15 protein-coding genes are annotated in these 21,560 nt (G+C 38.3%); 3 read left to right on the top strand and 12 right to left on the bottom strand.

The window, feature by feature from the left end; genetic code table 11:
- The first annotated feature begins 36 nt into the window (after nucleotides 1-36).
- Nucleotides 37-2,721, top strand: a complete 2,685-nt coding sequence (locus GN303_RS07240; RefSeq protein ID WP_110438484.1) for a glycosyltransferase — start codon at nucleotides 37-39, stop codon at nucleotides 2,719-2,721.
- Here GN303_RS07240 and GN303_RS07235 read toward each other — a convergent pair.
- Complete coding sequence (locus GN303_RS07235) at nucleotides 2,684-3,589, bottom strand: rhamnan synthesis F family protein (protein ID WP_110438483.1); 906 nt, start codon at nucleotides 3,587-3,589, stop codon at nucleotides 2,684-2,686. The two genes, GN303_RS07240 and GN303_RS07235, sit on opposite strands and share 38 nt — an antisense overlap.
- 234 nt (nucleotides 3,590-3,823) lie before the next feature.
- Between GN303_RS07235 and GN303_RS07230 the strand changes: the two genes are divergently transcribed.
- Nucleotides 3,824-5,395 carry a carbohydrate porin gene (locus GN303_RS07230; protein WP_110438482.1) on the top strand — a complete coding sequence of 524 codons (1,572 nt, stop codon included), beginning with the start codon at nucleotides 3,824-3,826 and terminating at the stop codon, nucleotides 5,393-5,395.
- Between the two features lie 86 nt (nucleotides 5,396-5,481).
- On the opposite strand, the gene yiaY is transcribed toward GN303_RS07230, so the two are convergent.
- Both yiaY and GN303_RS07220 read right to left on the bottom strand, forming a co-directional pair.
- Nucleotides 5,482-6,630, bottom strand: a complete 1,149-nt coding sequence (yiaY, locus tag GN303_RS07225) for an L-threonine dehydrogenase (protein WP_110438481.1) — start codon at nucleotides 6,628-6,630, stop codon at nucleotides 5,482-5,484.
- Nucleotides 6,631-6,862: 232 nt separating this feature from the next.
- Nucleotides 6,863-8,299, bottom strand: coding sequence for a catalase (locus tag GN303_RS07220; RefSeq protein ID WP_110438480.1), 1,437 nt, complete (start codon nucleotides 8,297-8,299; stop codon nucleotides 6,863-6,865).
- A gap of 272 nt (nucleotides 8,300-8,571) precedes the next feature.
- Between GN303_RS07220 and GN303_RS07215 the strand changes: the two genes are divergently transcribed.
- Entirely contained in the window at nucleotides 8,572-9,675 is a 1,104-nt protein-coding gene (locus tag GN303_RS07215) for a glycosyltransferase family 4 protein (RefSeq protein WP_110438479.1), read from the top strand.
- 14 nt (nucleotides 9,676-9,689) lie between these two features.
- Here GN303_RS07215 and ligA read toward each other — a convergent pair whose 3' ends face one another.
- From ligA to murB, 9 genes are all read right to left on the bottom strand, one after another.
- Nucleotides 9,690-11,795 carry an NAD-dependent DNA ligase LigA gene (ligA, locus tag GN303_RS07210; protein ID WP_110438478.1) on the bottom strand — a complete coding sequence of 702 codons (2,106 nt, stop codon included), beginning with the start codon at nucleotides 11,793-11,795 and terminating at the stop codon, nucleotides 9,690-9,692.
- Nucleotides 11,796-11,821: 26 nt separating this feature from the next.
- Nucleotides 11,822-13,531: a DNA repair protein RecN gene (gene recN, locus GN303_RS07205; RefSeq protein ID WP_110438477.1), complete on the bottom strand. Its 1,710-nt coding sequence runs from the start codon at nucleotides 13,529-13,531 to the stop codon at nucleotides 11,822-11,824.
- A gap of 33 nt (nucleotides 13,532-13,564) precedes the next feature.
- The gene (locus GN303_RS07200; protein ID WP_231504017.1) at nucleotides 13,565-14,446 is read right to left on the bottom strand and encodes an outer membrane protein assembly factor BamD; all 882 of its coding nucleotides are present in this window, start codon (nucleotides 14,444-14,446) and stop codon (nucleotides 13,565-13,567) included.
- 136 nt (nucleotides 14,447-14,582) lie between these two features.
- Nucleotides 14,583-15,614, bottom strand: a complete 1,032-nt coding sequence (gene lpxC, locus GN303_RS07195) for a UDP-3-O-acyl-N-acetylglucosamine deacetylase (RefSeq protein WP_110438475.1) — start codon at nucleotides 15,612-15,614, stop codon at nucleotides 14,583-14,585.
- Between the two features lie 157 nt (nucleotides 15,615-15,771).
- Nucleotides 15,772-17,286, bottom strand: a complete 1,515-nt coding sequence (ftsZ, locus tag GN303_RS07190) for a cell division protein FtsZ (RefSeq protein WP_110438474.1) — start codon at nucleotides 17,284-17,286, stop codon at nucleotides 15,772-15,774.
- Nucleotides 17,287-17,362: 76 nt separating this feature from the next.
- Nucleotides 17,363-18,733: a cell division protein FtsA gene (gene ftsA / locus GN303_RS07185; RefSeq protein WP_196424164.1), complete on the bottom strand. Its 1,371-nt coding sequence runs from the start codon at nucleotides 18,731-18,733 to the stop codon at nucleotides 17,363-17,365.
- Between the two features lie 48 nt (nucleotides 18,734-18,781).
- Nucleotides 18,782-19,669, bottom strand: coding sequence for a cell division protein FtsQ/DivIB (locus GN303_RS07180; RefSeq protein ID WP_158523859.1), 888 nt, complete (start codon nucleotides 19,667-19,669; stop codon nucleotides 18,782-18,784).
- Nucleotides 19,657-20,610 carry a D-alanine--D-alanine ligase gene (locus GN303_RS07175; protein ID WP_110438471.1) on the bottom strand — a complete coding sequence of 318 codons (954 nt, stop codon included), beginning with the start codon at nucleotides 20,608-20,610 and terminating at the stop codon, nucleotides 19,657-19,659. Before GN303_RS07175 ends, GN303_RS07180 begins: the two co-directional genes overlap by 13 nt.
- Nucleotides 20,600-21,559, bottom strand: coding sequence for a UDP-N-acetylmuramate dehydrogenase (gene murB, locus GN303_RS07170; RefSeq protein WP_110438470.1), 960 nt, complete (start codon nucleotides 21,557-21,559; stop codon nucleotides 20,600-20,602). Before murB ends, GN303_RS07175 begins: the two co-directional genes overlap by 11 nt.
- Between the last annotated feature and the right edge of the window lies 1 nt (nucleotide 21,560).

Genomic DNA, 21,560 nt, shown 5'->3' with positions numbered 1-21,560 from the left:
ATAATGATCATTATTTTCACTAGCCAGTTGTAATTTATGTATAAAAAAGAAAATGATATTGAATATCTAAAGGCTGAAATTAAAAAAAAAAACCGGCTTATTGATGAATATCATTTAACCTTCAGGATATTGAATTTACAAATTGCTCAATTACAGCATTATAAAAATCGTATTTCAAATTTACATGCTCGTATAGAATATTATAGGAAAGTCATAGATCGGCTGGAAAATATTATTCCAGTAAAAAAGTTTATAAAGATCGTTTATTTTGGAATTGATCGTTGTGTAAATATATTTGAAAAAATTTTTAAAAAAATTAATTGTAGACAATTTATAATAAATGAAAAAAATAATTTTATTTTTCATTACAAATTTTTTGAGAACCAACAGTTTAATCAATCACATTTAATTTTAATTGTTGCGGAAGTCACGTTACCACAATGCTATAAATATCGCGTACAGCAAAAAAAAGAATATTTTGAAAAACTGGGATGGCAATGCAGAATTGTTGACTGGAGAAATCAAAGTGAGGTTTTATCAGTCTTACAAATTTGTAAAGAAGTGATTTTTTATAGGGTTCCTGCTTTTCAAAATGTTTTGGATCAGATTTCTGAGGCTAAACGATTGGGTTTAAAAACCTGGTGGGAAGTTGATGATTTAATATTTGACAAAAAATTATATTTACAATGCGGGTTTATGAAGTATTTACCCAAAGGGGAGTTGGATTTATTACTTTTTGGATCAGGATTATTCCGTAAAGCGTTATTGGCTTGTGATCATGCAATTGCTTCTACATCCGCTTTGGCACAAAATATACGACAGGTTGGAGTTTATGAAGTTAAGGTTATAGAAAATGCCTTGGATCAAAATACTTTACGAATTGCTTCAGACCTTTATCCACGTAAATTGGAAATAGATGGTGATCTTAAGAAAAAAGATGAAATAATTGTTCTTTATGGATCAGGGACTAAAACTCATAATGCTGATTTTCTGATTGCGGCCGATGGAATTATTTCGGCACTTATTCATGAAAAAAAATTAAGATTGTGGATAATAGGGGAACTTGAATTACCAAATCAATTTGGGGATTTCAAAAATCAGGTCTGTTATTTTTCTTTTCGGTCCTATGATCAATACATGAAATTATTGGCACATGCTGATATAGCTATAGCACCGTTGGAAGATATTGCCTTTAATGATGCCAAAAGCAATATTAAATTTTTAGAGGCATCCATTTTAGGTATTGTCTCTGTTTGTTCTCCCCGAAAAAATTTCAAAGAAATAATTCGGGATGGTGAAAATGGCTTTATTGCTAATTCGACATCTGAATGGAAGGAAAAAATATGTTTACTGGCAGGGAACTCCCAGTTACGTCAACGTTTAGGACGACAGGCTTATTATGATGTCTTAAAGGATTATTCTCCCGATACAATTTTAAAAAAACAGGTTGAACCTATTTTTGGAATACCGAATAAACAAGTCAGGGATAAATTAAAGATTTTGGTGGTTAATCTTTATTATGCACCATATTCTTACGGTGGTGCCACCATGGTTGCAGAGGAAATGTCCCGTCGGATACAAAAAAAAGATAATACTGAAATAACAATTTTTACCTCCCGACCTTTTTCACAACATAAAGGATTAAGGCGTTATTGTGATAATGGATTCTTGGTCTATTCAGTAGAGATTTCACCGCAATCATATCCATCGGAAGAATTCAATAATACAGAAATTGTGGATCCATTTGAAATGGTTTTACAGGCTGTTCAACCAGATATTGTACATTTTCATGCAATTCAAAATCTTGGACTGCATTTGATTGCTTCATGTCAACTGAAAGATATTCCTTATATTATTACTCTTCATGACACGTGGTGGCTTTGTGACCGTACATTTATGGTCAAAAATAATCATAAATATTGTTTTCAGGAAAAAATAGACCTGAATATTTGTCAGGCATGTGAACCCCAGGTTTTCTATTTAAGAGAACGAATGAAAATGATGAAAAAATCACTCGAAGGAGCCTCGTTATTATTAAGTCCAAGTGAAACACATCGTCAGCTTTATATAGTGAATGATGTTGATCCCGATAAAATTATAGTAAATCGTAACGGAGTTTCCCGTCCAAGAAAATTGCGTAAAAAGCGTATGGCAGGTTCTGTCTTGAGGTTTGGTTTCGTTGCCGGAAATGAGATAATAAAAGGCTATAATCTCATTTTTGACGTATTTACATCATTAAAACATGAAAACTGGAAATTGACGATTGTAGATAGCAAAAGCAATCTTGGATATTCATCATTTGATATAGATTCCTGGAAGGGGCAGGATAAGGTTATCATTATTCCACCCTATGATGAAAATTCAAAGGATGATTTCTTTAATGAAATAGATATATTGCTTTTTCCTTCCCAATGGAAAGAAAGCTATGGGCTGACAGTCAGGGAAGCTTTGCTACGAGATGTTTGGGTTGTGTGTACCCATCCTGGTGGTCAGTCAGAGGATGTTATAGATGGTATAAATGGTACCTATATTTCATTATATGATGGTTCGGAAGAATTAAAAAAGGTTATTGAAGGATTTCTGAAACAACCATCCTTTTTGGATGCCTATCTTAATCCATATAAGGATCATATTATGACTTATGAACAACAGGCTGATGAATTATTTGAAATCTATAACAGTGTTAAAGTGGCGGAGAACAAGAAACACCCTGTTTTATGAAATATGTCCAGGCAAGTTTTGTATCATAAGTTATGGCAAGATATTTCAACCGTTTCCACCATACGGTATGGGGGATCATCGGTCGGTTAATATGGTCGTTTAAATAGGTGTCAATATAGTTTAATTTGAAAAATTGATTGTGTTTCAGAAGTGTACGGTAATAGTCCAGCCAGAAAATTCCAAAGTGATTATCACGGATGAGCTCTTTTTTAATAAAAGGGACGTTATCAGAATGCAGGATAGTATACCAATCCAGGTGCATGGGATTGACGTTTTTTTTATTTCTAAAAAGTCTTGTTTTTGTTGGTGACCAGGCTGCCTTGCATTTAATTTCCGGATTTGATTGCAAAATGCGTCCTAGCTTTAATTCACCTTGCTGGATAATGGCCTGTCTGTCCATTTGTTTGAATGGTTGCATAAATAAGTCTTGAATTGCTGGATTAAAAAATGTGGTATGGTTAAAACACAGAAACCATGATTGGAAATGCCAGTTCACTTCAAAACTATCAACCATCCCCCATATATCCAAGTTTTTGGTAAACATTTTTTTAAAAACAGGCTGTAGGGGATATATGGGGCCAAAAATGCTGTCATTAGTTAGTAGGATATAATCAGCATGATCGGTAACTTTTTTTATTATTAAATCTTGCCATGCTCCAAAATCCAGTCCCTGATTAGGACGAGAATGGGGTGTTATTAAATGTTTTTGGCAAAAATCGTGTATATCCTTTGAAATTTTTTCTTTCCCGGAAAGGGCTAAATGTGTTTCCCATCCGCATAAATAAAGTTGCCTTAAAAAATGTTTTGTGTCGGGAAGAAGTTCATCTGTTAAATTATAAGAGGCAAAAAGACATATTCTGTTTGACATATTTAGTGATGATATTTGATTTATAGTGAAAATTTACCGTTAGAATTCATAAATTTAAAATATTTATTATTAAATTCTAAATATGAAATGTGAAAAAAACAAGAATTAATATTAAACTAGCTGTAAATAAAATACATTGATTTAAAATTAAAATACATACCAAGTATTTTATATTGAAAAATAATATTTATTTATTATTAAATGTAATAAAAAATAAATAAATTATGGGAAAACATGAAAGAAATATTTAATAAAGATATTTTATTATCAAAAATATTTAAATTATTATGTTTTTCTTTAATTGTTATTTTTATACAATTAGAAAATAATAATTTAATTGTTCATGCTCAAAATTCACAAACAGATTCTTTGGAACAAAATCGAAAATATGATGATGAGTTAACGGATTGGCACATGATTCCGGCTGGTAGTAGTGGTGGATGGAGAACAGCTGTTAGTCGTGCAGAAAGTAACCGTATTGATATCCAAAGAATGCAGAAAGAGAGAACAAATCCCTATTTGCCCCAACCGGAACATTTGCTTGGAAATTGGTGGGGATTGCATTCGTGGTTGTATAACCGGGGCATTAATATCAATTTTGACAACCAAAATGAATTTGCAGGAAATATTTCAGGATATCATCAAAAGAAATCAACCAATACAGGTGCAGTGGATGCAAATATAGATATTGATTGGGAAGTATTGATTGGGGATAACTGGATCACGAATGGTCTGGTTGGACATATGACAGTCATTGGTCGTTATGGAAGCAATCTGAGTGCAGGGCTTGGGGAAAATATAACACAGGTGCAGGAATTATATGGTGCTGGTGGGAATGTTGTTGCAAAACTAGTAAATCTGTATCTGGATAAACATCTTTTGGAAGATCGCATGATCATGTCCTTTGGAAGGATGGATGTCGGGGCAAGCTTTGCAACCAGCCCTATTCAGTGTTATTTCATGAATAATGGAATTTGCGGTAATCCAAAACCCTTAAGTGGACAGGCGGCAGGTTTTTCAGCATGGCCGGATTCAGAATGGGGAATTAATATTCTGTTTCAGGCCACTCCTCAATATTTTATACGTGTAGGCATGTATCAGGTAAGTCGGGCGGCTTATAGCAATAGGGCCGGCCATCGGGCAGGCTGGGCCGCTGTGGTTAGAACAGGTGAAGATGCCGGTGGGGAATTTCCTATAGAAATGATCTATCAACCAAAATGGGGAAAACATGAATTAACGGGACATTATAAAATTGGATTTGCCTATGATACATCACCTTATCCTGTTTGGGGCCGTTCCATTTACGGGGGGCATATCACTTCGGCTAATGGAATAGATCAGAAATGGAAAAGGGGACGGGATGAGGAATGGGTTTTACTGGATCAGATGATTCAGCGAAATGGGCCGGGTGATTTGGACGGGTTGATAGGATATCTTGGTTTTGTTCACAGTAATCCAAAAACATTTCAAAGACAAAATCAATTTCTGGCGGCCATTATCAATACCGGATTTTGGAAATCACGGCCTATGGATGGAATAGGTGTTCTATTTGTTCATCAAATTATGAGTCGGGAAGCACGCAAGGCACAACGATATAACATAATGTCAGGTTTTCCCATCGGGGATATTGTTTCAGGAGCATCTGGAATACAATCAGCAGAAATAACGGTAGAGCTTACTTATTTAATTCATATTTATGATGGAGTTATGTTTCAACCTGATTTTCAATACGAGATTCATCCAAATGCACAAAAAAATATTCCTAACGCAGCCTTTCTCGGATTCAAAAGTCGTGTAGACTTTTAAATATCTTTCAGTAATTTACATTAGATAGATGATAAAAAAAGGATATGGTTATCCATATCCTGTTTTTTAAGTTATGAAATTATTAATTACATTGCTGATTTAAAGATTGCCGCAACTTCTTCAGCATTTCCCTGACGGGGATTGGTCAAGGCGCAAGCATCCTTAAGCGCATTGGCAGTCAAGGTGGGAATATCTTTTTCCTGAACCTTGAGTTCTGTCAGATTGGCAGGAATGTTAATATCTTTTGAGAGGCTGCGGATAGCCGCGATACAGGCTTTGGCGCCTTCCTCATCATTCATGCTACTGACATCAATATTCATTGCCTTTGCAATATCTTTTAAACGAGCGGCACATTTGGGGAGGTTGTATTCTTGAACGTGAGGCAACAGTACTGCATTACAAACCCCATGTGGCAAACCATAAAAACCACCAAGCTGATGTGCCATTGCGTGGACATATCCCAAGGATGCGTTATTGAATGCCATTCCTGCGAGCAGTTCTGCATAGGCCATATTCTCACGAGCTTGCATGTCCTGGCCATTTTTAACTGCATTGCGCAGATTTTCTTCGATTAGGGTTACGGCCTTCAAGGCACACGCATCTGTGATGGGTGTGGCGGCAGTGGAAACATAGGCTTCAACTGCATGAGTCAGAGCATCCATACCTGTCGCAGCAGTCAGTCCAGGAGGCATACCCGCCATTAAAGCGGGATCATTGACAGACAAAATAGGTGTTACATGAGGTGTAATGATAGCCATTTTAACATGGCGTGTTTCATCCGTGATAATGCAAAAACGGGTTATTTCACTGGCTGTTCCAGCAGTTGTGTTGATCGCGATTAATGGAAGTTGAGGTTTATTGGATTTGTCAATTCCCTCATAATTTTTGATTTCACCACCATTGGTGGCAAGCAGGGCAATCCCTTTGGCACAATCATGCGGAGAACCACCCCCAAGGGAAATAACGAAATCACAATTATTTTCTTTGAGTATTTTTAATCCGTCATTAACATTTGTTACGGTAGGATTGGGATGGGTGCCATCAAAAACATTTGTTTTAATTCCTTGCTGATCAAGCATATCAGCAATTTTTTTGACTACTCCGTTTTTGCTTAGAAATGAATCTGTAACGATAAGGCCATGCTTGAGACCATGTCCCTGAATGTGGGAAATAGCGTCTTGTAAGGCGTTTTTACCAATAATATTTACAGGTGGAAGAAAGAATGTAGTACTCATAATATTGTATATCCTTTATCACCATTATAGTTTCTTAGAGATATATAAGAGTAATTTAATAAAATTAAAGTCTTTACTCTAAGTAAATAAGGGGAAGAGTCGCGCTCTTTTTATTAAGTATGTTTGTAAATTTTACAAAATTATAATCCCCCGATTATGGGTTTTAATCAAGGGATTACTTTAAAAAACCAAATATTAATTTCTATATTTGAAAAATCGGATAATTATTTTATCATTTTAGACCCGTCGCTACTTTTTGTTCCAGTTCCGGATCAATTTTCTGGAAGTGTTCCAACACGCGTTTTTGAATATCCTTTCGAACCATTTGTAAGGATTCAACAAAATTATTGATCAATAGACTTTTTTGTTCTGGTTTCATCAAATGAAACAAGGCCCTTGGATAACTGTAATAGTCCTGGTCAACGCGGTTGTCGTACCTTCCCCCTTCACCGGATGTATAATCTGGGAAATAGTTTTCAGGAGTGTTCGTTTGTTTTGGAGCATTTGGATCGCTGTTTGGTTCATAGTTTGTCATTCCGCCTCCATTATCATCAAAACGCATATATCCATCTCTTTGGTAATTGTTTACAGGGCTTTTTGCAGCATTGATGGGCAGCAGCTGATGATTTGTTCCAACCCGGTACCGTGCGGCATCAGCATAGGCAAATATACGTCCTTGCAACATTTTGTCCGGGGAAACGCCTATGCCGGGAACAACGTTGCCAGGGGAAAAAGCCGCCTGTTCTACCTCGGCAAAATAATTTCCTGGATTACGATCCAATTCAAAATATCCAACTTCATGCAATGGGAATTCTTTTTGTGACCAAACTTTGGTAACGTCGAAAGGATTATCCTTGTGATTCTTTGCTTGTTCAATCGACATAACCTGTATATAGGCTTTCCATCTTGGGAAATGGCCCTCCTTGATTGCATTGAATAAATCCTCGGTAAGGTAATCCGGATTGGAACCGGCTAATTCTCCAGCTTTTTTAGGATCAAGATTTTTAACACCCTGTTCTGTTCTGAAATGCCATTTTACCCAAGTGCGGACATTATCCTTATTGATTAGACTGAAAGTGTGGCTTCCATAACCATGCATGCATCGATAGCTGGCGGGAATACCCCGGTCAGAGAAAAGGATCATGACCTGATGCAGGGCCTCGGGAGATAAAGACCAAAAGTCCCATTGAAAATTGGGATCTTTTAGATTGGATTGAGGATCCCTTTTCTGGGTACGGATGAAATCGGGGAATTTCAGGGGGTCACGAATAAAAAACACGGGAGTGTTGTTTCCGACAAGATCCCAGTTTCCATCTTCAGTGTAGAATTTCAAGGCAAAACCGCGTGGATCCCTTACCGTATCGGCTGATCCCCTTTCGCCTGCAACTTGTGAGAAGCGTGCAAACATCGGGGTTTCTTTACCTATTTCGCTAAATATTTTGGCACAGCTATATCTGGTTATATCTTGGGTAACTACAAATTTTCCGTGAGCGGCCGCCCCTTTGGCATGAACACGCCGTTCGGGTATAACTTCACGGTTAAAATGAGCAAGTTTCTCAACCAGATGAAAATCATCCAATAGAATTGGACCACGAGGTCCAGAGGTTCTGGAATTCTGGTTATCGGGAACAGGAATACCTTCAGCTGTAGTAAAAACCTTTTTACTCATTTGTAGCTCCTTATTTTATTTTTGTTTCATAAGCCAATTGTTATTTTCTTGACCCAATAATTGTATCATACAATCAATAATTCAAAAGTAACTATTTGAGTTTTAAATATATTATTGGATTATTACTTGCCTGTTTTATGTTTTTATTAAGGATAATTAATAGTTATTTATTTATTTGTTAATATTTTATATTGATATTGGCAAATAACGTAATCTTCTGTAAAAGGTTGGTAAGATCAGTATGTTTTGTAATTATTGTTTCGGTTATCTATATGAAGATATATTATATTGTTAGCAGTTTTGATGGGGGTGGGGCTGAATTCGTAATTCCTGATCTGATAAATTTATTCAAGAAACTGGGGCATTCCGTTGAATTGTTCGGCTGTATACCGAGAAATATGGAAACTGTTGATTTATTTAAAAAAAGTAATATTTCTTACCGTTTATTATCAGGAAATAATGAAAATAGATATAAATCCACTTTTCATTTCAACCAAATTGTAAAACGTTCTCCTCCCGATGTTATATGGACGTCATTGACACGTGCGACGGTGGACGGCCAATTGGTGGGGTTATGGAACCGGATTCCGGTTGTCAGTTGGAAACATAGTGCAAACAGCTATTCTTTGAGATTAATCAAAACAATTCTGATGCAGCGATTAAGTCGGCTTTGGATTGCTGACTCAACAGGAGTTGCCAATTTTTTGAAATCGAAAATGAAAGTTCCTGAAGATCGTATAAAAATCTGGTCTTTATTTAAAATTCCACACAATCTACCTATGGGTTCAGTATGGAATGGCAAAGGAATATTTCATATTGGTTCAGTTGGGCGTTTACATACCGTAAAAAATTTTCCCTTAATGATCAGGGCGATGGCTTACATCAACCATCATTATCCCGAGGTTGGAAAACGGATAAAATTATCCATTGCTGGATCGGGAAAAGAGGAACAGCATTTGAAAAACCTTATTCATTTATTAAAAGTGGATAATGTCGAATTGATAGGTTTTTCAGATGATGTCATGAATTTTTTATCAAAACTTCATTTATATTTGCAAACTTCTGTTTATGAAGGCTTATGTATTGCCGTTCATGAAGCTTTGGCTGTCGGTATTCCGGTTATTTCAACAAATGTTGGGGAGATGCGGAGTGCTTTCAGGAATAATTCAATAGGAACATTAATTGATAAAAATTCTCCAGAACTTTTAGCTAGACAAATTCTGGAATATTATCATAATCCAAGCAAAACACAGAATTATGCTGCGAATGCACGTCAATATATGCAACAGCATTACAGTGAGGAAAGTTTCGAAGCTTCCGGAAGGTTTGTTTTAAATCATATTGAAGAGAATATTTTACCAAAATATTTGAAATAAACCTTGTTTGACCATTATATTTTTTCAGATCCAATCAATTCATTCCATTCTTGTTCATCGAGACATTGCAAACCAAGTTCTTTTGCTTTTCGTGCTTTACTGCCACCATCTGTGCCCTCGATCACGAAATCGGTTTTTTGTGAAACGGAACTTGTTACTTTTGCACCCAGCCTTTCAGCAATATTTTTAGCTTCGGAACGTGTCATGGAAGATAGGGTTCCTGTAAAAACAATTGTTTTACCGGCAAGTTTTCCTGTTTGCTGATACTGCACATCCTGAATGGTCAGTTCCTTTTCAAGATCCTGCAGGGTTGTCAAATTATGCATTTCGGTAAAGAACGCAACAATTTCATCCGCGATTGCAGGACCAATTCCCTCAATGGAACCCAATACCAATCTTTCTTCAGAGCCAGTTTGCCGGGCGGCCAGCATTTGTTCCTTCCAGTTGGTATATGATGTATAGTATCTGGCCAGAATTTTAGCTGTTGTAAGTCCTATCCTTCGAATTCCAAGGGAATAAATAAAATGATCCAGTGAAATCCTTCTATGCTGGTCAATGGCGGTTAAAAGGTTTTTTAAAGAAAGCTCTCCCCAGCCTTCAAGTCTTAGTATGGTTTGTTGATGTTGATATAAACGAAAGATGTCCGCAGGTTGCTTGATTAAATCCATACGGAAAAAATCGAGAACGGTTTTTTCCCCCATACCTTCAATATTGAAAGCATCCTTAGAGCAAAAATGAATTAATCGTTCCTCAATCTGGGCTTTACAAGACAGTCCACCTGTGCAACGACTTACAGCTTCGTTTTTTGGTTTTTCTGCAATGGCTCCACAAACAGGGCAATGTGTGGGGAATTTAAAAGGCGCTGCACGATTTTGAGAATTGCAGGATATATCAACTCGCAAAATTTGGGGAATTACATCACCAGCACGTTGTATAATGACCTGGTCATGTTCCCTGATATCCTTACGGATTATTTCATCTTCATTATGAAGGGTGGCTCTTGTTACGATTACGCCACCAACATTTATGGGTTCAAGGAGGGCCACAGGCGTTAAAGCGCCCGTACGTCCAACCTGAATCTCGATTTTTTTTATGCGGGTTATTGCCTGTTCCGCCGGGAATTTCCATGCAGTTGCCCAGCGTGGGGATCGTCCGATAAATCCCAATCGGTTTTGTAAGGTGACAGAATTGATTTTATAAACCACTCCATCAATATCGTAGGGCAATCCGGAACGCTGATGAATAATGGACTGTTGAAATTCTTCCGCTTCCCGGGCATTTTTAACAACCTTGAATAAGGGATTAACGGTGAAGCCCCATTGCTGTAAGCGTTCTAAAAAATGTTCATGTGTATCCGCGATTGATTTATCTGAATAACCCTGTGCATACACAAATAGGGAAAGGGGTCTTGAGCGTGTAATTTCAGGGTCAAGTTGTCTGAGAGAGCCGGCTGCGGCATTTCTTGGATTGGCAAAAAGACGTTTGTTATTTTTTTCCTGTTCTTTATTTAAATTGAAAAAATCTTGCTTGGAGATGTAAACCTCTCCCCGAATTTCAATTGTGTCTGGATAATTTTCTGGAAGTGTCAAGGGTAGGTTCCGCAATGTTTTGACATTTTCGGTAACATCCTCTCCCGTTGTTCCATCACCACGTGTGCTGGCTTGGATTAGTTTACCATGTTTATAGGTAAGGTTAATGGATAATCCATCAATTTTTGGTTCTGCAACAAAATGAAGATTATCAAGTTCATCTGGTTTGAGATCAAGATAACGCTGGATTCGTTTTATGAAATCTTCAAATTCTCTAATATCAAATACATTATCAAGGGAAAGCATGGGTATTAGATGTTTACATTTCTGTAATCCTCCCGTCGGTTTGATTCCAACCTTTTGGCTAATACTGTCTTTTTGTCTGAATTGTGGGAAAAGGAGTTCGATCTTGTTATATCTTTGGCGCAATTTATCGTAGGTAGCATCTTCCACCAAAGGTTCGTCTTGATTGTAATATGCGTGATCCAATGATTTTAATAAATTGGCAAGTTGTGACAATTCTTTTTGAGCCTGTTCGGAAGATAGTTCAGATATGGAAATCTGGTGAAAATCAGTTTGAAATTTTTGCATAATTTTGAGTACTTAATTTTTTTTTATTATTTATTTAGTAAGCTATCTGCGGCGGAACGGGCAGCGTCAGTAATCTGGTTCCCAGCAAGCATACGGGCGATTTCCTCTTTACGCTCGTTTGAATTTAGACATTTTGTTGTGGTATAGGTTACGCCATTTTTAATTAATTTGCTAATTTGAAATTGCGTATCTCCACTGGCAGCAACTTGAGGGCTGTGTGTGACTGCAAATACCTGCATAGTTTGAGCGACATGATGTAATTTTTCACCGATTGCCGAAGCGGTCGCCCCGCCAACACCGGAATCAATTTCATCAAAAATCAGCGCTGATAAGGTAGACTTTTGGCTTAAAACAACTTTTAAAGCCAATAAAAGTCTGGAAAGTTCTCCGCCGGAAGCGGACTTGTTCAAAGGGGCAGGAGGGACACCGGGATTGGCTGCAATCAAAAACTCGATTTGTTCCTTACCGTTTTGATTCCATGCGTCTCTGTTAAGGGGCTTCAAAGATACGAGAAATTTTGCGCGTTCCAGTTTTAAGGGTTTTAATTCGGTAGTAACAGCTTGTTCCAACTTTTTGGCAATTTTCTGTCTATGTTGTGATAGTGCTTCGGCGGCTTCCTCAAATTTTTGGCGGTGTTGATTAACTTCTATTTCGAGGGTCTTGATTTGTGTTGTTCCAATATCTAGTTGATTGAGTTTTATTTCAAATTCTTGAAGCAGATGGGACAATTCATCAATAGTCACGCCATATTTCCGGCTTGCGCCGCGTAGGGAGAATAATCGTTCCTCTATTTCATCAATTTGTTGAGGATCAATTTCAATCGTGTTTACAAGCTGTGAAAGTGTTGTTTCCGCTTCCGCTAAAGATTCTTCTGCTTGAGTGATCGCTTCCAATGCTGCTTGAATGGATTTATTAGATTCGGAAAATGAAGTATTTTCAGAATTGGATAAGAGACGTTGAAGAGTTTTACTTGCATTTAGCAAGACTTGGGAAGGCTGGTTATTTTTACGGTCCTGGGGAGCAAGCTGATTAAGAGCAGAAACCAGTAATTCCAGATGTCTTTCATTTTGTTGTAATGATCGTCTTTTATGAACAAGCTCTTGTTCCTCTTCAGCTTGTGGAGAAAGATTTTTTAATTCCTCAACTGATTCTCGTAACCATTTTTCTTCATGTAATGTTTCTTCAAGATTTTTTTTAAGAGCGGCAAGTTTTGCTGTTGTTTCAGTCCATTGATAATAGGTTTTGCGAGTTTCATTCAATAAGTTTAGTGGAGTGCCAAAATTATCGAGAAGAGAAAGATGATTTCGCATATCCATTAGACCAATCTGCGAGTGCTGTCCCTGTATTTCGATAAGTAGTTGACCAATTTCTCGTAAAAAATTAAGACTGATAAGCTGATCATTAACATAGGCGCGTGAACGGCCATCCTGTGAAATAGTACGACGAATGACCAATGGCTGATCGGTTATTTCTGAAATTTCATAACCTTGTAATTGTAATTGCTGATAGACAGGATGCGTTTTCTCGATTTCAAAACAAGCTGTGACCGAAGCCTGATTTGATCCAGTCCTGATCAAGGAAGAGCTTGCTCTTTCACCTAATGTTAAGGCAAGGCTATCTAGTAAAATAGATTTGCCTGCCCCTGTTTCTCCAGTAAAAACCGTAAGTCCCTGATCGAAGGTTAAATCCAGCTTTTCAATTAAAACAACATTACGTATAGAGAGTTGTATTAACATTGGGGCTTCAGTATATAAAACAGGGATGTTTTATTAAAAAATAGAAGTGAGTGAATACCACATTCGTTTGAAGAATCCAGGTTTTTTACTGGTTGGTTTGGCTGTTTGTTCTGAAACAAGGTGATATTTTCTTAAATCATTATATGTATAGCGATACCAGTGACTGTTGGGATAGTTATATCCCAATACAGATGCTGTCTTACGGGCTTGATCTGTAAGTCCCAATTTTAAGGAGACTTCAACGAGACGATGTAATGCTTCTGCTACATGGTTGGTCGTTTGATAGTCTAAAATAACCCGTTGATAACGGGTAACAGCGGCTTCATAGTTTTTTTGCTGTTCATAAAAGCGTCCGATGAGCATTTCTTTACCGGCGAGATGGTCACGGCATAAGTCAATCTTGAGCTGTGCATCACGGGCATAGGAGGTTCCGGGGAAACGGCTTACTACATCATTCAAGGCACTAAGCGCTTCCATTGTGCCTTGCTGATCTCTTGTGACATCTGAAATGCGTTCGTAATAACATAAGGCGCGAAGATAAAAGGCATAGGGTGCATCAGGGCTATTTGGATGAAGCTGTAAATAGGTTTCCAATTGTTTTACCGCTTCCGGATACTTATTTTGCAGATAATAAGCATATCCTTCCATTAGTTGGGCATTAGGGGTATAGCCTGAATAAGGGAAATTCTCCTGTAATAACTCGAATTGTTTAGTGGCTAATTTGTATTTCCTAATCTTGATGCCATCTATACCGTTGTTGTACAGTTGTTCAGGAGTATTTTCCTGATATGTTGCTGCTGAATTATCATTCAACTTCTTTTGATCTTTATGACCGCCACCACATGCAACAAGACTCGTCGCAAGTAATAATGGGAAAAAATGTCGTATTGGATAAAAATAACGTTTTTGATTCACTGTATCCACAGTTTTAACGACTTTCTATTCTATAAAATGGCACAAAATAAAAATAATGTTTCTTTTATAACATGGAAGAAAGAAAGAGGAAGATTTTAATTTAGTAAAATTAAATTTTGTTTTGCAGGTGAGGTTTTTATGTTTCTTGTCTGAGAGGATATCTGTCTAGGGAAATGACCTGGGAATCATGGTAAATCCTGCCTGATAATTGATGGGAAAATTGAAAGCGCCATGCATCTGTTTGTTTCATCAAGGCGTGAAGTAACATATTGTTTAGTTTATGTCCTGATTTATATCCAATAAATTTTCCATACAGTCGGTGGCCTGCCAAAGATAAATCGCCTATGGCATCAAGCATTTTATGTTTGACAAATTCATTTGGACAATATAATCCTTCCGGATTTAGAATTTTTCCATTATCAACAACAATGGCATTTTGTAGGCTACCCCCTTTTGCCAAACCCATTTTATGAAGTGTATCTATTTCTTTTTTAAAGGTGAATGTTCTGCAGAAGGCTATTTCTCTTTGAAAATTCAGGGGGGTTAGATCCATGTCAAAGGTTTGTTTTCCAATCAGAGAATTTGGAAAATCAATCGTTAATGACAATGATAGTTGATTTTCGGATGATGGATGAAGTTCAGCAAAAGCGTCGTTATACTCTACCCGAACAGGTTTCATAATTTGTATGGCGGGTTTGTCTGCATAAAGAGATTGTCGGCCAGCCTTATGTAGAAGCGTGGTGAATTTGGCAGCTGATCCATCCAAAACGGGCATTTCAGGCCCATTGCATTCGATAAAAAGATTGTTAATTTGATAGCCTGCCAGCGCAGACATAATATGTTCAACCGTTCCTATTCTGATATTTGGGTTATTCGGAGAGGCAATTACCGTGCTAAGACTTGTATCAATAACGTTATTATAATGGGCTGGAATTGGTCTGTCATCAAGATCTGTTCTAAAAAATACAATTCCTGTTCCTACGGGGGCTGGAATCAATTTTACATGAACTAACTTGCCTGTGTGCAATCCCATTCCTGAGAAATTAACAGGAGAGGCAAGGGTATATTGCAAGGATAAGTTTATATCATTTGTAAATTTGGAAGATAGCAATGAATTATATGCGATGTTTACCTTTTTTGAAGCGGGTATAACCTGCGGATAATTCATAGTTTTCTCCTCTAAATAATTACCAAGATTTAATAACTCACATGAATTTCATTATAATTTTTAGTAAGGGAATACTAGTCAAAGATTATTGCATAGTGTTACGCATTTGATATTTTATTAGAGGCTTCAAAACTTTTGAAGTCTCTAATAAATAATATTATCTTGATTTTCTACGAAGAAAAGCTGGTATATCCAGGCTTGCCTCTTCAGCTGAAGATTGACTTTTCTGGTCATTTTTGTTGGAATTCTCACTATTGGAGACAGAGGGTTCATTCTTTTTTTGATGATAGGAAGGTGAACCATTATTGCTTCTTCCTCGTAAGGCACCGGTAACAATACCAAAAAGACTGCGTGTGGGAGCAGTGTTAGTTTCGGGTTCCTGATGACGTGAATCTGAAAATAAACCTGAACGTGGTGATGTTTTTGACACACGTTCTGGGACAGAATCAGGGGAGGGAGGGGTTGGATCATCAGAAAAATTTGTTTGATTCTTTTCTTTCGATTGATCAAATGATGCATTGGCCTCAGAAGATACATTTAAAGAAGATTCATCCGATTTTTTTTCTGTATCAAACTGTGTCTGATTATTTTCAGAAGATGTATCTGTTTGTGCGTTATTTGAATCTTTTGATTGTGCGGTATCGTTTGAAGATATCTGCTGCTCTTGTTGTACAGTTTGAGATTGCTTTTCATATTGCACCGGGCTGTCTATGCCGGTTGCTACCACTGATACACGAATTTTTCCTGTCAGGTTCTCATCAATGGCGGACCCAAAAATAATATTGGCATCTTCGGCAACTTCTTCACGAATACGGTTGGCTGCTTGATCGACTTCAAACAGAGTCAGATCATCACCGCCCGTAATGTTAATCAATAATCCTTTTGCCCCAGCCATAGACGTATCTTCAAGCAATGGATTGGAAATGGCTTCCTCTGCTGCACGGATAGCCCGATTTTCACCTTCCACCTCTCCTGTTCCCATCATAGCCTTACCCATTTCAGCCATGACTGTTCTGATATCGGCAAAATCAAGATTGACAAGTCCTGGCGACATCATAAGATCTGTCACCCCTTTAACCCCCATATATAACACTTCATCCGCCATTTTGAAAGCATCTTTCCATGTTGTATTTTCAGTTGCTGTACGGAAGAGGTTTTGGTTTGGGATTACGATCAGCGTATCAACAAATTGTTGAAGTTCGGCAATACCGGCTTCCGCCAATCGAGCCCTGCGAATTCCTTCAAAGGTAAAGGGTTTAGTGACAACTCCGACGGTCAGAATTCCACGTTCACGTGCCATTCTTGCAATGACTGGTGCGGCACCGGTTCCTGTTCCACCACCCATTCCAGCAGTGATAAAAACCATGTGAATATTGTCAAGATGCCGGGCTATTTCATCAGCGGCTTCCTCTGCAGCTGCGCGACCAATATCTGGTTTTGCACCAGCTCCCAGCCCTTGGGTTAGATGGGGACCTAATTGAATACGATTATCAGCATGACTGTTCATCAATTGTTGCGCATCGGTATTGGCAACAACAAATTCTACGCCTTTCAAATGCAATAAAATCATGTTATCCACAGCGTTGGTTCCCCCTCCACCAACACCAATAACAGTAATACGAGGGGTGAAATCTTCATAAGCGGGCTGTGGAATCGTTAAATTGAGTGTCATGAATGTCCTCGAACCGATATTTCGTAAACTATGTGTAAGGTTACAATGGAAAGTTACTATTATACAAAGAAAATATTTATATGTGTATCCTTATAAACTCAATTATTTTTTTAAGGAAACCATTGTTTTTTTTATTCGAGAAATCGAGATCTGCAAGGGTTCTTCCCTCGCCAGCCGCCCAGCAGAGTAAACCGGCAGCAGTAGAAAAGGCAGCCGAGGTTGTACTATCATTGGGTAATCCTATAATATTGTTGGGTTTTCCCAAGCGGATTTGACGGTTCAGGATACGGGCTGCTAAGGGACCGAGTCCTTCAAGTAAAGAACCCCCTCCCGTTAATACAACCCTGCCATTTGCTGCTTTGCCAATATTTGAATTATCCAGGCGGTCTCGAATCAATTCAAGTGTTTCTTCTATCCGTGGCCTGATAATAGAAATAACTCTTGATAGCGGAACTTTTGTCATAATTTCGTAATCATCGTCACCGATCATTTGAATGGGCAATTGCTGATATTCGTCGTTATAGGAATATTCAGCACTGCCATATTTAGTTTTAAGCCATTCCGCTGTATCAATTGAGGTTGAAAGAATACCTGCTATATCCCTGGTAATATGGGATCCACCAATCGGAATTTGTGAAGTGTAGAGAAGTTGATTGTCGCCGAAAATGCCAATAGAGGTTGTTCCGCCACCCATATCCACAATAGTGGCGCCCAAATCCCTTTCGTCTGGTGCCATTACTGCCAGTCCAGCAGCTAGAGGGGTGGATATGATGCTTTCAATTTCCAATTCAGAACGCATTAAGACGGTTGCCAGATTTTTAAGGGATGTGGCGGAAGTGCTGATGATATGTAATGTTGTGCTCAGTATTTCACATTGATGTCCTCTGGGATCTTCAACCCCAGCGGTCTCATCAACATTAAAACTTAGAGGCAAGGCATGAATAATTTCACGACCTTCAACTTGGGCTCTCAAAATTCCTTCGTTAACCAGTCGATATATGTCATGATTGGTGATTTCTCTTCCGCCAATTGGCCATTCGATATTGTAAAGCTGGCTGTCAGGTTTACCGCCAGAAAGATTTACATAAATTTTGTTTAACCGACGCTCGGCTGCTTCTTCTGCCTGTCCAACGGCTGAACGGATTGCACGTTCAGCACTTTTAAGATTAATGATACCACCTTGTTTTACGCCATGAGAGCGTCTCCATCCATATCCCAGAACTTTTAGTTTTCCGTTGGATTTACCCTGTCCAATTAGACAGGTGATTTTTGTACTGCCAATATCCAATACACCGAAAACACCGGGTAAAAATTGTTTTTGCGCGGGTAAGTCGTCAGGGGGAAATATATTACTCTTTACTAATTGCCTGGATCGGGCAATAGCGATGGTCTGCTTTGCATGATTGGGGGAATTTCCTTGACTTGTTTTATAATTTAGTTGTTTCATGCACTTAACCATTTCCTCAAGAGTTACATTATACCAGAAAAGATTTGATCAAGGTGTTTTTTCGTCATTGTCATTAGAGGGTTCCGGATTATCATTTACAGGATTGGGTGGTGTCGGTTCTTTATCTTTTAGTATGATTAAGCGGTCGGGAAGACGCAAATCAATATGTTTCAGGGGACGATCCAGTAACTGGAACTGTTTTTCATATTGAATCAGTCGTTGAATGGCAGCAATTTCCTGATTTTCGGGAAGTAAAATGATTGTACCATTTTTCAAATTTAGGTTCCAGCGTCTATTCCCGATTCTTACGGCTGCCACCATACGATTTTTGATATCTGGATAAACGGATAAAATGTCGATCAAATCGGAAGCTGCTGTATTTGCACCAATACCGACAACCAAGGGAAGTTTTAAAAAAGCCTGTCCATCTTTTCCATTCATTCCCTGATCGTTGACAATGTTTCCTTTTTTATCAATAAGTTTGAATTTTCCTTGGTTTTGCCAAACGGCAAAGGGACTTCGTTCAATAATGTGGACAATTAAAGTATCTGGTAATTGACGTTTGATAACGGCATAATTGACAAAAGTTAGGCCATTTAGGCGTTTCTGGGCATCATTGATGGAAAAATTAAGAATCGGATCACCAATATTGATACCAAGGGCCTGTTTTATTTCATATTCAGTGGTCAGTTTACAGCCATCAATAATGATATTAGCCAGTTTCATCGGAACAAGTTTGGCTGTTTTTGTTCTGAAAAGTGAAAATTCCTGTTCCGATGCGAACTTATAAATGGCCCATCCACCCCCGATAAAAAGCCCAAGGATGATAAGAAGAAAGAAAAAGGGACGAAGCATTCGCTTCAAACGGCGATAGGCTATTTTTTGTTTTGAGGGACGATCATCCTGATGATTAGGTCGCCTTTTCAAGTACGACATTTTGCTTTTTCCACAAGATGTGAACATAGTTCGGGATAGGTTATCCCACAAAAGGCGGCTTGTTCTGGCAGCAGAGAAGTTTTGGTCATGCCGGGTTGTGTATTTACTTCCAGAATATACAAATCACCAGGTTGGTCTTGTGTTTCATTGTGATTATCGTACCGAAAATCAGTGCGGGAAACAGAATCACATCCTAGAATCTTATGAGCTTTTTGCGCATAGTCTAACGCTGTCTGAAAAGCTTGCGGATGTATAACCGCGGGGACAGTATGGGTTGATTGTCCAGCTTGATATTTTGCGTTATAATCGTAAAAAATATTTGTTCCAGATGATATATCGGTTACGGTAAGGGCTTTGTCATCAAGCACGCAGACTGTTAGTTCTTTTCCTGGAATAAATTGTTCAATCAGGGCCTCTTGACCAAAGATCCATTCCTTTATGATTTTTTCACGTTGTTTCTGTCGGATACTGGCATCGTTTGATTGGATGATATGAACACCTACAGATGATCCTTCTTGAATGGGTTTTACCACATATGGAACAGGAAAGGGATCCCCTGAATCCAACAGCGTGATAGGAACAGATTTACCTTTAGCTATCGGAAGACCGGCTTCATGAAGTAAAATACGGGTAATCTTTTTATTCATCGCGATTGCTGAGGAACATATATTTCCATGGGTGTAGGGTATATTCAACCATTCCAAAACACCCTGAATGGCTCCATCTTCGCCAAAGTTTCCATGCAGAGCATTAAAAACAACATCGGGACGGTTTTTGGTCAGTGAATTGACAATTTCATTTAAATTATCGTTAGCGATTAAATCCGTTACTTCATAGCCTGCCGTATTCAATGCCTCGATTATATTCTCACCACTGGCCAGACTGACTTCTCGTTCAGATGATAATCCTCCCCGCAGAACGGTTACTCGTTTAGCTAACATACTTATTTTCCCTTTGAGCATAAGGTATTCCGATACGTTTTATTTCCCATTCAAGTTCAATACCAAAATCGTTGAAAACCCGTTTTCTTAATTCCTCGCCTAAATTTTCAAGATCGCCAGCTGTCGCTTCCCCTGTATTGATTAAGAAATTACAATGTTTTTCACTGACTTTTGCCCCTCCCATGATAAGCCCTCTGCCTTTAACCATATCGATAAGTTCCCAGGCCTTGTAAGAGGAAATATTCGGTGAGGGGTTGCGAAAAGTGGAACCACCTGTTCTTGAATGAATTGGCTGTGAATTTTCGCGTTGAGCTTTTATTTCGTCCATTGTTTTGTGTATGGTATCTTTGTTGCCGGGTTTACCCCGCAATCTTACACGAGTGACAATACCATCGGGTGGTAAAATAGAATGACGATAGCTTAATTTTAGGTCAGATGAGGAAAGACGGAATAAATCTCCGTTTCGAGTAAGTATTTCTGCCCAGTCCATAATTGTTGCAATATCGGAACCATGGGCTCCTGCATTCATTTTGACTGCCCCTCCAATACTACCGGGAATACCACTCAAGAATTCCATACCTGTTAAACCAAGCTGGGCGGCATATTCCGCGATTGTCATATCCAAACAAGCTGCACCTGCAACAAGTCCTTCACGGTCGGGAATAATTTCATGAAATCCCTTGCGTAATTGAAAACTTATTCCTTGAAGCCCACCGTCACGAATAAGAAGATTAGAGGTGGCCCCTATGGTAAAATAAGGCCACTCCAAAGGCATTGTTTTAAGAATATAGGCAAGATCTTCCGTGTCTGCGGGGTTGATAAGGATTTCGGCATTACCTCCTACACGAAACCAGCTTCTGTTTTTCAACGGGGCATTGTAGGTTACGCGTCCCCTCAGTTCGGGTAATAAATCGGAAATTGCTTCTTTGGTGAAAAGCCCCGTAGACATT

Origin of the sequence: Commensalibacter melissae, from assembly GCF_009734185.1 — a bacterium.
Classification (GTDB): domain Bacteria; phylum Pseudomonadota; class Alphaproteobacteria; order Acetobacterales; family Acetobacteraceae; genus Commensalibacter; species Commensalibacter melissae.
This window is presented reverse-complemented; position numbering and strand designations above follow the sequence as displayed.